The sequence below is a fragment of the Pseudarthrobacter niigatensis genome (assembly GCF_030812615.1).
GTDB lineage: Bacteria > Actinomycetota > Actinomycetes > Actinomycetales > Micrococcaceae > Arthrobacter > Arthrobacter niigatensis.
Genome location: NZ_JAUSTB010000006.1, coordinates 112,303 through 127,129, shown reverse-complemented (window position 1 = coordinate 127,129; position 14,827 = coordinate 112,303). Strand labels below are relative to the sequence as shown.

The following is a 14,827-nucleotide window of genomic DNA, read 5'->3' as shown; positions in this document are numbered from 1 at the left end:
TCGCGTAGGCAGCGGAGCGGAAGGCAGGATAGGACCGTGACTGATGCAAGTGCCGTTTCCACTACTCCTTCGCCCGCCGGTTCCCATCCCTGGACCCGGTACGTGGCAATGGGCGATTCCTTCACCGAGGGCATCGGCGACCCCGAACCCTCAAGCCCCGGTGGCCACCGCGGCTGGGCCGACCGCGTTGCGGAGGAATTGGGCCGCACCCAGCCGGACTTCGCCTATGCCAACCTTGCCGTCCGCGGCAGGCTGCTGCAGCAGATCGTGGATCAGCAGCTGGCACCCGCCCTTGACCTGAAGCCTGACCTGGTCACCTTGTCCGCGGGCGGGAACGACCTCATCCGCCCTGGCGGGGACCCGGACGCGCTGGCCGAGAAACTGGATTCCGTGGTCCAGATCCTTTCCACGGGCGGCGCCACGGTGGTCCTGTTCAACGGGCCGGACACGGGGTCGTCGGTGCTGGGCCGGATCCGCAGCAAGGTGGCCATCTACAACGAAAACCTGCGGACGGTGGCGGCCCGGCACGACGCCGTCATCGCCGACATGTGGTCCCTGCGGCAGTTAAGCGACCCGCAGATGTGGGACCAGGACAGGCTGCACTTCTCCCCCCTGGGCCACCACACCATCGCGGCCATGGTGCTGGACGCGCTCAACGTGGAGCACTCGTTGAAACCCCTGCAGCCCAAGCCGCTGCCGCCCCGGACCTGGCGCGAGGCAAGGAGCGGCGACCTGGTATGGGCGCGGGAATACTTCGTGCCATGGGTGCTGCGCCGCCTGCGCCACCAGTCCTCCGGCGACGGCATCACGGCAAAACGTCCGACGCCGGGTCCCGTCTTTGGACCGGGCGTTCCGATGGGTTCGGGCGAGGGTCCGCTGGGAACCTCCGAACCCAGCCGCCGTTAAGGCTGCCGGGGTTACGCTGGAAGGACAACACTCGAGAGGCGCGGCACCGTGAGCAGCTTGTTTTTCTGGATTATCATCCTGTCCTTCGTTGTCCCCCTGGCCATGCGGGCGTACCGGCGCTCCATGACACGGCGGGACCGGGACCGGGGCCTGCCGGGCCAGTTCCCCGGTCCGAACCAGTTCCCGGGCTACGGCCAGTTCCCTGGCTCCGCCGGGCCCCAGAGCAACCAGCCACGTGACGGCTACACCCAGCAGGATTACTTCTCCGGCGGCTTCCGCCAGGCCGGCCAGCCGCAGGGCCCCATTGGCGGCCAGCACCTGCCGCCCTACCAGTACGGGCAGCCGCCCATGGCGGACCCCCGTTACGACGCTCCGTCGCAGGAATTCGGGCAGGAACCCCCGTTCCAGCAGCAGCCCCAGCAACCGCCTTACGGGCAGCAGCCTTATGGACACGAGCCCTCCTCCGGACCGGCTGCACCGCCGCCGCCGGCAGCTCCCCAGGGGTACCGGGCGCGGAAGCTCGCTGAACTGGACCAGCAGTACAGCAACGGTGAGCTGTCCATGGAGGAGTACATGAAGCGCCGTGGCGACATCATGAACGGCTAGCAACACCTGCACACAACAGGCCGGGGACCGAATGACGGTCCCCGGCCTGTTGTTGCTTGGTCGTCGCGCTCAGTGCACCTGGCTAGTCCACCTGCGGGAAGCCAAGGTCGATCACGGAGGTGGACGGGTCCGGCCAGCGGGTGGTGACTACCTTGCCGCGGGTGTAGAACCGGATGCTGTCGGGCCCGTACATGTGGGTGTCGCCGAACAGTGAGTTCTTCCAGCCGCCGAACGAGAACGTACCCACCGGGACCGGGATGGGGACGTTGACGCCCACCATGCCTGCCTCGACGTCGAACTCGAACTGCCGTGCCGCCCCCCCGTCGCGGGTGAAGATGGCAGTGCCGTTGCCGAACTGGTTGTCGTTGACCAGCTGTACCGCGTCGCTGTAGGTGTCCACGCGGACCACCGACAGGACCGGGCCGAAGATCTCGTCGTCGTAGACCTTCATGCCCGGCTTGACGTGGTCCACCAGGCTGACGCCGATGAAGAACCCGTCGGAGTCGAACTGCTGGGAGCTGCCGTCCACCACCACGGTGGCACCTTCGCCTTCGGCTCCCGTGACGTAGGACGCCACCCGGTCCCGGTGTTCCGCGGTGATCAGGGGACCCATCTGGGAAGCGGGATCGGTGCCGGCACCGATCTTCAGGTCTGCCATGCGGCTGGAGATCGCCTTGACCAGGTCATCGGCAATGTTTCCGACGGCCACCAGGACGCTGACGGCCATGCAGCGTTCGCCGGCGGAACCATAGGCGGCGGAAACCGCAGCGTCGGCGGCCATGTCCAGGTCGGCGTCGGGAAGCACCACCATGTGGTTCTTCGCACCGCCCAGGGCCTGCACCCGCTTGCCGTGCTCGGCAGCCCGTTTGTAGATGGACTGGGCCACGGGGGTGGAGCCGACGAAGCTGACTGCCTTCACCTCAGGGTGCTCCAGCAGGACGTCGACGGCTTCCTTGTCCCCCTGGACCACGTTCAGGACGCCGGCGGGCAGTCCCGCCTCGGCGAAGGCTTCGGCGATGAAGACGGCGGCGGACGGATCCTTCTCGCTGGGCTTCAGCAGCACCGTGTTGCCGCACGCCAGCGCGCTGCCGATCATCCACAGCGGCACCATGGCCGGGAAGTTGAACGGAGTAATGCACGCCACCACGCCTACGGGCTGGCGGACGGAGTGGACGTCGATGCCGCTGGAGACCTGCTCCGAGCGTTCGCCTTTGAGCATGTGGGACAGGCCCGTGGCGAAGTCGATGTTTTCCAGGCCGCGGGCAATTTCACCTTCGGCGTCGGAGAGGACCTTGCCGTGCTCGCTGGTGAGGATCGCAGCGAGTTCCGATTTGCGCTGGGTCAGGATTTCGCGGACCTTGAAGAAGATGGTGGTGCGCCTGGCCAGGCTGGTGGCGCGCCATTCCGGCAGCGCGGCGCGGGCTGCCGCGATGGCCTCCTCTGTCCGGGCTGCGGAGGCGAGCGCCACCTGCTTTTCCTGCCGGCCGGTGGCGGGGTCGAAGACTGGGCCGAAACGGTCGGCGTCGGTGACGCGGGTGCCGTTGATGTAGTGCGGGATGGTTTCCAAGGGAGTCTCTTTTCCTGCGGTGCTGGCGGTGTGGCCAGTTGGGCGGCGTGTTTAGTTGGACGGTGCCTGGTCGGCTGGCTGGAGCGAGCCGTCCACGAGTTTGATGATCATGGAGCAGTCCTTGCCTGCGTCCCCGGCGTCAATGAGCCGCTGGAACAGTTGCTGGACGTGCTTGCCGATTTCCAGGGGCGTGCCGGTGTCCTCGGCGGCGCTGATGGCCAGGCCGATGTCCTTGTTGGCAAGCTCGGTAGTGAAGGTGGGTGCGAAGTCGTTGTTGGACGCCGCCGTGGGCACCACGCCGGGGACCGGGTACCAGGTCCGGAGCGCCCAAGAGTCTCCCGAGGAGACCGAGGCGATGTTCCAGAAGACCTGCTTGTCCAGGCCCAGCCGGTCAGCCAGGACAGCGCCCTCCGCGGTGGAGGCAAGGTTGATGAAGAGCATCAGGTTGTTGCAGATCTTGGCCGCCTGGCCCGTGGTGGGGCCGCCGGTGGGGATGATGTTTCCGGACATGGGCCCGATGTAGTCCGAGGCGTCTTTGACGGCGCCCTCTTCGCCGCCCACCATGAAGGTCAGGGTCCCTGCTTCCGCGCCGCTCATTCCGCCGGACACCGGGGCGTCCACGAAGCGGAAGCCGGCGGCAGCAGCGGCGTCGTGCAGTTCCTGCGCGGAGGCGATATCGATGGTGGAGGAGTCGATGAGCAGCGTGCGGGTATCCGCGTGCTTGAGCACGCCGTCCTCCCCGAGGTAGACGGCCCGGGCGTGTTCGCCCTTGGGCAGCATGGTAAACACGGCGTCCGCGCCGCGCACGGCTTCGGCGATGCTGGCTGCGCGCTTGACGCCACCTGCCTCGGCGGCTGCCAGTGCCGCGGGGTTGAGGTCGAACCCGCGCACGTCGTGCCCGGCCTTCACCAGGTTCACTGACATGTGGCCGCCCATGTTTCCCAGGCCGATCCATCCGATAACTGCCATGCGTAAGCTCCTTTGCTTCCATTCCGGCGTTACTGCCGGCATGCCTGTGTCTACGATCACACCTTGCTAGAGTGCAATCAAGGGGAAAAATTACAGACGCTCTGTGCATCGATGCACATAAGAGGAAGGCTACGCGTGGACTCCAGACGGCTGCCAAGCCCCGACGACCTGCTCATCCTGCTGACGGTGGCGCGCCTGGGCCGGTTCAACGCCGTGGCCGAGACCCTGGGCACCACCCACACCACCATTTCCCGCCGCATCCTGGCCTTGGACAAACAGCTGGGCGGCCGGACCCTGGAACGCAGCCCGCACGGCTGGGAGTTGACCCAGCTTGGTGCGTCCGCAGTGGAGGCGGCGGAGGCGATCGAAAGGACTCTTGGCTCGTTGTCAGGCCTGATCAGCCAGGACCAGAGTGCCCTGGCCGGCCTGGTGCGCGTGGCCACCACCGACGGAGTGGGAGCCGTGTTTGTCACCCCGTCGCTGGTGCGGCTCCAGCAGCAGAACCCGCAGCTGAACATTGAAATGCTGAGCGCCACCCGGAAAGTCAGCCAGAACCGGTCAGGGGTGGACCTGGAGATCGTGGTGGGCCGGGCAGACGTCAGCACCGCCCAGACCATCTTCCTGAGCAACTACTACCTGCGCCTCTACGCCAGCCGCGGCTACGCCGCGCAGCAGGGCCTGCCGGAAACGCTCGACGACGTGGGGCAGCACGCGTTCGTCTCCTACGTGGAGTCTGCGCTCCAGGTGGCGGAGCTTGGGCCCCGCTGGTCATCGCAGCTTCCGACGCCCAGGACGAGCTTCCAGGCCACCAGCGTGTTCGCCCAGGTGGAGGCGGTGCGCCAGGGCGCCGGCATAGGGCTGCTGCCGAACTTCATGGTGGGAGACCGCGAAGATTTCGTCCCCGTGCTGCCCGGTGAGTTTGAGCGCCAGTTGCCCATCTGGGCCGTTGCCAGGCCGGAATCGCTCCGCTCGGTCCGGGTACAGGCCGTGATCGCGGCCCTGAAGGACGAGGTGAAAAAGCGCTCTGTGCTGCTCGCCGGCTGAAGATCCGGTCCGACGGGTCAGGCCCGACGCGTCCGGCGGGCCCGGCCCGACGGTTCAGGCCTGGAAGAGCCGCCGCACTACCTGTCCCGCTGCGAGCGCATCAAGGCCCTCGTTGATCTCGCTGAGTGGCCGGGTGTCGGTGTGCAGCAGCTCAACGGGCAGCTTGCCTTCCCGCCAGTACGCCAGGTACTTGGGGATGTCCCGTGCGGGAACGGCGTCACCCATGTAGGAGCCCAGCAGCCGCTTGCCGGCGCCGGCGAACTGCAGGGCAGGTACGGTCAATTCGGCGGACGGGTGGGGCAGGCCCACCGAGACCACCGCGCCACCCCTGGTGACCTGCTCGAGGCAGGACGCGATCACAGCGGCCGAGCCCACCGCCTCGACGGCAACGTCGACGCCGTCGCCGGCTGCTTCCCCGATCAGCCGTCCCGCGTCCTCCGGCGTCCCCACCGCGGTGGCCCCGGCGTCGCGGGCCAGTTGGTGCTTCCCCTGGTTGGGATCGATGGCGATGACGCTGGCGGCCCCGGCGAGGCGGGCTGCCATCACGGCGGACAAGCCCACCGCGCCCAGGCCGAACACTGCCACGGACTGGCCCGGGCCGACTCCTGCGGTGTTGAACACCGCGCCCATTCCGGTGAGCACGGCGCAACCAAACATCGCAGCGACGGTGTCCGGGACGTCGTCGTCAATCACTACCACTGATTCCCGGGCAACCACCGCGTAGTCAGCGAAGGCGGATACGCCCAGGTGGTGGTTGATGCGCCCGCCCTCCGGCGTCCGCAACAGCGCCGGACCGTGGAGCAGGTCTCCGGATCCGTTCACCTCAGCTGCCCGGTGGCAGAGCGCGGGCCTGCCTGCCAGGCAGGCCCTGCACTGGCCGCAGCTGGGAACGAACACCAAAACCACGTGGTCTCCCACGGACACGTCGGAGACGCCGTCTCCCACGGACACCACCCGCCCCACGGCCTCGTGTCCCAGGGCCATGGGAAGGGGCCGGGCGCGGGAACCGTCCACCACTGACAGGTCCGAATGGCACAGGCTCGAGAAGGTGATGGAAACTCCGAGTTCACCGGTGCGCGGCTCCGGCTGGTCCAGTTCCTGCACCAGCAGTGGCCGGGACTCGGCATAGCTTTGCTTTACCCCTGCGGCGGCCGGGGCGGGAACGGTGGAATAGAGGACGGCGGCTTTCATGGGCCTACTTCTTGCTGGCAGCAAGCAGGTCTGCCGTGCCCTTGGCGTCGGCAGCGTCAACGTCGTGCAACGAGATGCCGCGGGTTTCCTTCAGGAAGAAGACCGCGACGGCGGTGATGGCGCAGGCGATGGCGAGGTAGACCGCCACCGGGACCGAGGACTTGTACTCACCCAGCAGGGCCACAGCGATGATCGGGGCGAGCGACCCGGCCACGATCGAGGTGACCTGGTAGCCGAGGGAGACGCCGGAGTAACGCATCCGGGTGGGGAACATTTCCGCCATGATGGCCGGCTGGCCGGCGTACATCAGGGCGTGGAACAGCAGTCCGATGATGACCGAGGCCAGGATGATGAAGTCGTTGCCGGTATCCATCATCGGGAAGGCGAAGAAGCCCCAGGTGGCACCGAGGACAGCGCCGGCCATGTAGACCGGACGGCGGCCCAGGCGATCGGAGAGCCGGCCCACCACGGGCACCACGGAGAAGTGGATGGCGTGTGCCACGAGCAGGAGCATCAGGATGCGGGTGGTGTCGGCGTGGACCACGGTCTTGAGGTAGGTGATCGAGAAGGTCACCACGAGGTAGTAGAGGATGTTCTCCGCGAAGCGCAGGCCCATGGCGGTGAACACGCCGCGGGGGTAGCGGCGGAAGACCTCGGCAACACCGTAACCCTTGTGGCCGGCCTCCACCTCTTTTCGTGCTTCCAGGAAGATCGGGGCGTCGCTGACCTTGGTGCGGATGTAGTAGCCGATCAGGACGATCACGGCGGAGAGCCAGAACGCCACGCGCCAGCCCCAGCCGAGGAAGTCGGCGGAGGACAGGACAGAGGAAAGGATGAACAGCACCGCGGTGGCGAAAAGGTTGCCCAGCGGCACGGCGGACTGCGGCCAGCTGGCCCAGAAGCCGCGGGACTTGCTGGGGCTGTGTTCGGCCACCAGCAGGACAGCCCCGCCCCATTCCCCGCCGACGGCGAAGCCTTGGGCGAAGCGCAGGAAGACCAGCAAGGCCGGTGCCCAGTAGCCGATCTGCGCGAAGGTGGGCAGGCAGCCCATCAGGAAGGTGGAGACGCCCACCAGGATGATGCTGACCTGGAGGAGCTGCTTGCGGCCGAACTTGTCGCCGAAATGGCCAAAGACGATGCCGCCGATGGGGCGGGCAACGAAGCCGACGGCGTAGGTCAGGAAGGCGGCGAGGATGCCGTCCAACTCGGTCTGGGAATTAGGGAAGAAAGCCTTGCCGAAGACCAGGGTGGCTGCGGAGGCGTAGAGGAAGAATTCGTACCACTCCACCACCGTGCCGGCCATGGAGGCGGCAACGACTTTCTTGAGGCCTGAAGCCTTGACGTCGGTTTCCTCTGTACGCCTCGCGGCGGCGTTTTCCGTACTCATGCGAACTCCTTCGGCGTCGTCGTCGACGCCACGGGGACCAGTCGATGGGGCCCGGGGTGTGATGCACACCACGGACACCGGATTCGATTGAGTATGGTCTGCCCGCGGTGCAACCTCAACGCCAAATAGTGCAGAAGGCATCTGCAGGAATGCACATTGCCGGCCGTCCTCCCGGCGGCGGCTACGCCAGGAAGCTGCTTCGGAGCTGGCTGCCCAGCTGTCCAATTTCGGTCAGGAACCCGTCATGCCCGATCGGCGCCCGGATGAGGTGGACATCCACGTCCCCGGGCAGGGCCTGGGCAAGCTCGTGGGACTGCGATGGGAAATAGAGGCGGTCGGAGTCGACGGCGGCCACAAAGAACCGTGCCGTGGATGCGGCCAGGGTTTCGGCCAAGGTTCCCCGTCCGCGGCAGACGTCGTGGCTCATCAGCGCTTCGGTCAGGGCAATATAGCTGTTGGCGTCAAAGCGCTTCACCAGCTTGTTGCCCTGGTGGTCCAGGTAGCTTTCCACCTGGTAGCGGCCGCGGGAGGCCAGGACTTCCCCCCGCAGTGGCGATTCCGGCGCCTGGGGTTCCCGCCCGAAACGGCCCTCCAGCTCGGTGGCGGACCGGTAGGTGATGTGGGCGATCCTGCGGGCGAGGGCCAGTCCCTCTTCAGGACTCCGGCCGCCGTAGTAGTCCCCGCCGTTGAAGTTGGGATCCTGCCTGATGGCCAGGGTCTGCGCCTGGGCGAAGGCAATCTGTTCGGCAGTACTGGCGGCTCCGACGGAGATCACGGCGCAGCGCTGCACCCTGTCCGGGTACGTCACAGCCCATTCCAGGGCCCGTGCACCGCCCATGGAGCCGCCCAGGACGGCGAACCAGCTCTTGATGCCCAGCTGGTCCGCCAGCCGGGCCTCGGCAACAGTACTGTCGCGCAGCGTGACCAGGGGAAACCTGGAGCCCCAGGGCTTCCCATCAGGCGCGGGCGACGACGGCCCGGTGGACCCGTAGCAGCCGCCCACGATGTTGATGGACACCACGAAGAAACGGTCCGTGTCCACGGGGGCTCCGGGGCCGGCCAGCTGCTCCCACCAACCTTCTTCGTCGGTGTCGCCGCGGGTCACGTGGGTGCTGCCGGTCAGTGCGTGCTCGATCAGGATGGCGTTGCTGGCGTCCGCGTTGAGCGTGCCCCAGGTTTCGTAGGCCAGGGTGACGTCCGGGAGGTAGCCTCCGGCTTCGAGTTCCAGTCCCCCGATGGAGGCGTAACGGACAATTCCGTGTTCAGGGATGGCGGTTCGGGCGACGGTAACCGTCATGGCAAGACCTCTTCTACGCGCTTGCCCGCCGTCGTCTGACCGGCAGGCCAGGTCCTCACCCGGGGCACCCCACCGCGGATGGAGGGTTGCCGGCCAGCAAGCCGGGGCTGTCACTGGCACTCATGACCTGGTTCGAGTGTACGAAACACCCCCCGCTCCAGGCCAAGAGTATGACTGGTTGTGACTTCCCGGCTTGCCGGCCGGCACGTGATGCGCCCTCGCGGTTGGGGCTAGGCCCCGGTGCCCTTGGCGGCCCGGAAGCCTGCCTCCAGGTCAGCCAGGATGTCGTCGATGTGCTCCAAACCGACGGAAAGCCGGACCAAGCCCGGGTGAACGCCGGCCACAACCTGCTGCTCCGGCGAAAGCTGGCTGTGCGTGGTCGACGCCGGGTGGATGACCAGGGATCGCACGTCGCCGATGTTGGCCACGTGGGAGTGCAGCTCCAGTGCGTCGACGAAGCGCTTGCCGGCTTCCGCGCCGCCGGCCAGGTTGAAGGCGACCACGGCGCCCGTTCCCTTTGGCCCGTACTTGCGGCCACGCTCGTACCAGGGGCTGGACGGCAGCCCCGCGTAGGCGACGGACTCGACGTCGTCCCTTGCCTCCAGCCAGCGCGCAACCTCCGTGGCGTTCGCAACGTGGCGCTCCACCCGCAGGCTCAAGGTCTCCAGGCCTTGGGAAATGAGGAACGCGTTGAAGGGCGAGACCGCCGAGCCAAGGTCGCGCAGCAACTGCACCCGGGCCTTGAGGATGTAGGAGAGGTTGGCGCCGAGCGCGCCGCCTTCGCCGAGGTCGCGTGCGTAGACCAGGCCGTTATAGGTGGGGTCCGGGGTGTTGAAGCCGGGGTACCGTTCCGGGTCTTTGCCGAAATCGAACCTGCCGGAATCAACGATGACGCCGGCGATGGCCGAGCCATGGCCGCCCAGGTACTTGGTGGCCGAGTGGATGACGATGTCCGCGCCCCACTCCAATGGGCGGATCAGGTAGGGGGTGGAAAGGGTGTTGTCCACGATCAGGGGCACGCCGGCCTGGTGGGCCACTTCGGAGATGCCCTCAATATCAAGCACGTCCTGGCGCGGGTTGGACACCACCTCACCGAAGAAGAGCTTGGTATTGGGCTGCACGGCGTCGCGCCACTGGTCCAGGTTGTCAGGATCAGCCACGAAGGTCACCGAGATGCCGAACTTCTTCAACGTGTGGGCGAACAGGTTGTAGGTTCCGCCGTAAAGACTGGGGCTGGCCACTATATGGTCGCCTGCCTCGGCGATGTTCAGCACTGCGAACGTCTCCGCGGCCTGGCCGGAGCTCAGCAGCAATGCCGCCAGGCCGCCTTCAAGGCTTGCGATCCGTTGCTCGACGGCGTCCTGGGTGGGATTGCCAATGCGGGTGTAGATGGGTGCAAGTTCGGCCAGGGCGAAGCGGTTGGCCGCACTCTCGGCACTGGGGAACACGAAGGACGTGGTCTGGTAGATGGGAAGGGCGCGGGCTCCGGTGGCGCTGTCAGGCTCCTGGCCGGCATGGATCTGGCGGGTTTCGAAGGACCATCCGTTGGACATCTCAGTCTCCTATGACATGGGCCCGGCATGCTGGGAGCACCACGGGCCGCGCTTGCTCTCCGGCCATTGCCGGACAGCCTGGTCCTCACCCGGGGCACCCCACCGCGGATGGAGGGTTGCCGGCCAGCGAGCCGGGGCTTGGCGCTGGCACTCATGACCTGGGCCCAGTCTAGGAACTTCAATCCGGCCCGGACAGCATTGTGACGAACATGGTCTTGGCGCAGGCCCAGGGGCATTTGGACAGGGACGGCGGCCACCCAAAATGCCAGTAAGGGTACCCTTAGCTGAGAGCCCGATCACAAAGTGCCAAGATGTTCGCATGCGCATGGATCACGTCTCTTACGCCTGTGAACACGATGGCCTCGCGGCCACTACCGAACGTATTGCAACTGCCCTCGGCGTTGAGGCAGTGAAGGGTGGCGTACACCCCCGCTTCGGAACCCGGAATATGATCATCCCCCTGGCGGGCCACAAGTACCTCGAAGTCGTCGAGGTCCTCGACCACCCGGCGTCGGACAAGGCACCGTTCGGGCAGGCGGTGCGTGCCCGCTCCGCTGCCGGTGGCGGCTGGATGGGCTGGTGCGTCGAAGTGGACGACCTCGCCCCCTTCGAGGAACGCCTGGGCCGCGCTGCCGTGAACGGCAACCGCAAGTTCCCGGACGGCCGCGAGCTGGTCTGGAAGCAAATTGGCATCCTGGGCCTCATCGCCGATCCCCAGGTGCCGTACATGCTCAAGTGGGAGGGCGACCCCTCCCTCCACCCGTCCCACGCTTACGAGAGCAACCTCAAGATGAGCTGCCTGACCATCGCCGGTTCCGCCTCGCGCGTCACCGAGTGGCTCGGTGAGCCCGTGGAGAAGCCGCTCGAGGACGTTGCGGTGGAATGGGTGGCCCCGCACGGTACGCCGGGCATCCTCTCGGTCACCTTTGAGACCGCCAACGGAGCCGTCACCATCTGACCCTTCCCCTTCCTCCCGGACCACTCCGGGGAGGTCCCCGGGTTGTGCCCGGGCAAACTTCGGCCGCCATTGGGTGGTGACAACGGCGTCACCACCCAATGGCGGCCGAATCCATTTAAGCGGCTGCCGCGCCAAAGTGAGGGTCGCGTCTTTTTCTACGCCACGCGTGCTCTTTTTCGCGCCACACATTTGGGCTGCGACAGGCAACCTTCGCGTCGAAAACGTACGACGACGGCGGCCCGCTTCGGTGCACCGGCTCACCTGCGCAGGCAGCGGCACCGGCTTGATCTGTAATTGTCAGACCCTCGTTGGATGATGTGGGTATGGGAATCGGCGGTGGTCTTGGGGTGGTGTTGGAGGGTGTTCGTGCCTCTGTTGCTGCCCTGGATGCGCTGGAGCGTGAGGACGCTTCTCTGGCTTCCGGCTTGGATGTTGGTTTCGGTGTTGGTGCTGGTGTGGATGTGTTGCAGCGGCGGTATGAGATCCGGTTGGAGCGGCTGGAGGTTGCGTCCCGGCTGGAGGCGCAGCTTGCAGGGGTGAAGGCGCAGGACGCCGTCGACGCCGTCGGGTTCCAGGAGGCGATGACCCCGCCGGACGCCTCGGTCCAGGACCGTACCTACGCGCAGATGTCGGTGGTGGAGGAGATCGCCGGGGTCCTGACGGTTAGTTCCGGGGCAGCGGGAGCGTTGGTGGAGCAGTCCCGGCGGATTTGTTCCCTGCCGCTGGTCATGAACGCCTTGGCGGCGGGCGTGATGTCGTGGCAGCACGCCCGGATTGTCGCGGACGAAACCGAAGGCCTTGACGCTGTCGGGGCTGCCGGGCTGGTGGCGCATTTCTTCGACCCCGCCACGCCCGATCCGGCCCGGGGTGCCGCGCCCGGTGAACTGGTCCCGTCCCGGTTCCGGGCCAAGATCCGGGGCTGGCGGGAACGCCACCACCCCGAATCGATCCAAAAGCGCCATGCGAAAGGGGTGGCGGACCGGCGGATGGAATACACCCCGGACCGGGACGGCATGGCCTGGATCTCCCTCTACCTTCCCGGCGATACCGCGTGCGCCATCTGGAACCGGACCACCGCCACCGCCCGCGGCCTCCAGGGACCAGACGAACCCCGCACGCTTAGCCAGCTCCGCCCCGACATCGCCGCATCCCTGTTGCTCGGCGCCGGCCGGGCGGCGGGTGAGGGTCCCCACCAGCACCGCCCCGGGCACGCAGGGTGTCACCGGGATCGGGAAGGTCCCTGCGCCGCGGGCCGACGTCCTGGTCACCGTGCCCGTGTTCTCGCTCCTCGGCCTCACCGACGAACCAGCAGTGCTGGACGGCTTCGGCCCAATCCCGGCATCCATGGCCCGCAAACTCGTCGCCGGTGGCGCGGAGTCGTTCTACCGGGTCCTCGTCGACCCACGGGACGGGGCGCCCCTGGAAATCGGCCGCAAAAACTACCGGCTTACCGGGGCCATCAAACGCTGGATCAGGCTGCGCGATGCCCAATGCACGTCCCCGGCTGCACCAACAAGACCCCCGACAACGAAACCGACCACCTCCAAGCGTGGGAACACGGCGGCACCACCAACGTCAGCAACCTGGCCCAGCTCTGCCGCAAGCACCATCGGCTCAAACATCACAGCCAATGGGCCCCCGGCCCGGCCACGAGCAAAGACCCACCGGGCTGGACCTCACCCACCGGACGCCACTACAACCCCGAACAACAGGAATCAGAACCAACCCACTGGCCACCGGGAAGCCTGCCACCGCACGCTGTTCGGGGTGCCGTTGTGGCAGGGGTTGAATTGGAGGCCACCGGGCCAGCGGAGAACGCGCAGCGGCAGCAGTTCCTCGCATCGATGCCGCCGTGGTCTGATCCTCCTGTCGAAGAACCACCAAGTGAGGACGTCCTGGACCCCGGCGAGCTTTGCCCCGCGGATCCCCTGTGGGATGAGTTCCATGCCAGGTTTTACGAGCTGCCCGCTGACCCGCAGGCGGACTGGCAGTGCTGCTGCACCTGATGTGAGGGCAGAAAACAGCGCGCAGGCCGTGGCCGGAGCTAGGGGCCGCCCAGCAGGCCGCAGCCAACATTTCTTTCGGCAGTTCTCACGACGATGAATACTCGGGCCTCGTCGGAGGAGGGCGCGGCGAGGATGTCGGCTCCACCGGCGGTTTTGCCTTGGACCGTCAGGAGGGAAACATCAGTCCGTGCGGGCTCCGGGTAAGGACCGCAGTTGTACTCGCGCCCGGCAAACTGGACTTTGGAAGGAACCTCTCGAGGCCAGAGCACCCAGTCCGACGTCTGTTCATGGATGCTCCACAATCGCCCAATGAGCAAACATCCGGCCAACGCCAAGACGGCACTCCCCAAGGCCAATCCGTGTCGTAGTCCCCCACCCATGCTGCAAGACTTCACGAAGGCATGCTTGGAATCAACAAGAACCCGCAACTAGGGCTACTGCAGGCCGGACCACCGCCCAGCGGTCGTTCAGTCGGGTACCGGCAGACCGCGGCGGCCATAGCTGTACAGCTACCCCAGCCCCACGGCCTTGCCGAAGAGGCTGAAGCCGACGAATGCCACGATGTCCAGCAGCGCATGGGCGATGACCAGCGGCATGACGCGCTTGGTGCGCGTATAGAGCCAGGCGAAGACCACCCCCATCACAGCGTTGCCAATGAAGGGACCGAAGCCTTGGTAAAGGTGGTAGCTGCCACGCAGCACGGAGCTCACGGCGATGGCCAGTGGCGTGCTCCAGCCGAACTTGCCGAAGCGGTCCATCAGGTACCCCACCACGATGACTTCCTCGAGCACCGCGTGGCGCATCGCCGAGAGGACCAGGACTGGAACGGTCCACCAGTAGGCGTCCAGGGCACTGGGGATGATGGCTGTGGTGATGCCGAGCGCCCGGCCAGCCGAATAGAGCCCCAAGGACGGTATCCCAATCAGCGCGGCCAGCCCCAGGCCTTGCAGCAGGTCCATTCCGGGCCGGGCGAAGTTGAACCCCAGCTTCTGGAATGCTGAACCGGAGTTCCGTGCGTCGCCGGGGGAAGCTTGGCGCTGGTCGGTGAGGAAGTAGAGAACCAGCAGCACAGGAACCAGCGCAAAGATGATGTCGAGCAGCTGGTACGTCAGGTCGAAATACTCGCGGGTGCTCTGCGAGCGGTTCAGGGTGGACGTGCCCTCGGCCAGCGGGGCGCGGGTCATCTTGTCCAGCAGCTGCACCACGGAGTAGATGGCGGACTGGCCCAGGGACAGTCCCAGGACGATCCAGACTTCGAGCCGCAGTCGACGGCGGGAGGGAACCAGCATGTTCCCATCTTGCCTTCAGTTTCTGGATCCTGCCTGACGGAACTCCCCCAGCCT

12 protein-coding genes and 2 riboswitches are annotated in these 14,827 nt (G+C 66.6%); of the genes, 5 read left to right on the top strand and 7 right to left on the bottom strand.

The genetic code is table 11. The features are described from left to right. Positions 1–108: 108 nt before the first annotated feature. Both J2T23_RS10950 and J2T23_RS10945 read left to right on the top strand, forming a co-directional pair. Positions 109–906 carry an SGNH/GDSL hydrolase family protein gene (locus J2T23_RS10950; protein WP_307360134.1) on the top strand — a complete coding sequence of 266 codons (798 nt, stop codon included), beginning with the start codon at positions 109–111 and terminating at the stop codon, positions 904–906. A gap of 48 nt (positions 907–954) precedes the next feature. Then, the gene (locus tag J2T23_RS10945) at positions 955–1,512 is read left to right on the top strand and encodes a hypothetical protein (protein ID WP_307359891.1); all 558 of its coding nucleotides are present in this window, start codon (positions 955–957) and stop codon (positions 1,510–1,512) included. 82 nt (positions 1,513–1,594) lie between these two features. On the opposite strand, the gene J2T23_RS10940 is transcribed toward J2T23_RS10945, so the two are convergent. Then, on the bottom strand, positions 1,595–3,079 hold the full coding sequence (locus J2T23_RS10940; protein WP_307359889.1) for a CoA-acylating methylmalonate-semialdehyde dehydrogenase: 1,485 nt from the start codon (positions 3,077–3,079) through the stop codon (positions 1,595–1,597). Between the two features lie 51 nt (positions 3,080–3,130). Then, the gene (gene mmsB, locus J2T23_RS10935; protein ID WP_307359887.1) at positions 3,131–4,048 is read right to left on the bottom strand and encodes a 3-hydroxyisobutyrate dehydrogenase; all 918 of its coding nucleotides are present in this window, start codon (positions 4,046–4,048) and stop codon (positions 3,131–3,133) included. A gap of 111 nt (positions 4,049–4,159) precedes the next feature. On the opposite strand from mmsB, the gene J2T23_RS10930 reads away from it, so the two are divergent. Continuing rightward, on the top strand, positions 4,160–5,092 hold the full coding sequence (locus tag J2T23_RS10930; RefSeq protein ID WP_370871400.1) for a LysR family transcriptional regulator: 933 nt from the start codon (positions 4,160–4,162) through the stop codon (positions 5,090–5,092). A 54-nt stretch (positions 5,093–5,146) separates the two neighbouring features. On the opposite strand, the gene J2T23_RS10925 is transcribed toward J2T23_RS10930, so the two are convergent. The 4 genes from J2T23_RS10925 to J2T23_RS10910 all read right to left on the bottom strand — a co-directional run bounded on the left by J2T23_RS10925 (position 5,147) and on the right by J2T23_RS10910 (position 10,520). Continuing rightward, positions 5,147–6,283: a zinc-binding dehydrogenase gene (locus J2T23_RS10925; protein WP_307359883.1), complete on the bottom strand. Its 1,137-nt coding sequence runs from the start codon at positions 6,281–6,283 to the stop codon at positions 5,147–5,149. A 4-nt stretch (positions 6,284–6,287) separates the two neighbouring features. Continuing rightward, complete coding sequence (locus tag J2T23_RS10920; protein ID WP_307359882.1) at positions 6,288–7,670, bottom strand: MFS transporter; 1,383 nt, start codon at positions 7,668–7,670, stop codon at positions 6,288–6,290. Positions 7,671–7,851: 181 nt separating this feature from the next. Continuing rightward, positions 7,852–8,967 (bottom strand): homoserine O-acetyltransferase MetX, encoded by a 1,116-nt coding sequence (gene metX, locus J2T23_RS10915; protein ID WP_141181113.1) that lies wholly within the window; start codon positions 8,965–8,967, stop codon positions 7,852–7,854. A gap of 12 nt (positions 8,968–8,979) precedes the next feature. Continuing rightward, positions 8,980–9,095, bottom strand: a riboswitch (SAM riboswitch). Between the two features lie 102 nt (positions 9,096–9,197). Continuing rightward, positions 9,198–10,520, bottom strand: a complete 1,323-nt coding sequence (locus J2T23_RS10910) for a bifunctional o-acetylhomoserine/o-acetylserine sulfhydrylase (protein WP_141181112.1) — start codon at positions 10,518–10,520, stop codon at positions 9,198–9,200. Positions 10,521–10,563: 43 nt separating this feature from the next. Beyond that, a riboswitch (SAM riboswitch) is annotated at positions 10,564–10,679 on the bottom strand. Between the two features lie 160 nt (positions 10,680–10,839). Here J2T23_RS10910 and J2T23_RS10905 point away from each other — a divergent pair. Both J2T23_RS10905 and J2T23_RS10900 read left to right on the top strand, forming a co-directional pair. Next, on the top strand, positions 10,840–11,478 hold the full coding sequence (locus tag J2T23_RS10905) for a VOC family protein (RefSeq protein WP_141161063.1): 639 nt from the start codon (positions 10,840–10,842) through the stop codon (positions 11,476–11,478). Positions 11,479–11,801: 323 nt separating this feature from the next. Then, positions 11,802–13,484 carry an HNH endonuclease signature motif containing protein gene (locus J2T23_RS10900; protein WP_307359877.1) on the top strand — a complete coding sequence of 561 codons (1,683 nt, stop codon included), beginning with the start codon at positions 11,802–11,804 and terminating at the stop codon, positions 13,482–13,484. 509 nt (positions 13,485–13,993) lie between these two features. Here J2T23_RS10900 and J2T23_RS10895 read toward each other — a convergent pair. Beyond that, positions 13,994–14,773, bottom strand: coding sequence for a CPBP family intramembrane glutamic endopeptidase (locus J2T23_RS10895; RefSeq protein WP_141181110.1), 780 nt, complete (start codon positions 14,771–14,773; stop codon positions 13,994–13,996). Positions 14,774–14,827: the final 54 nt, after the last annotated feature.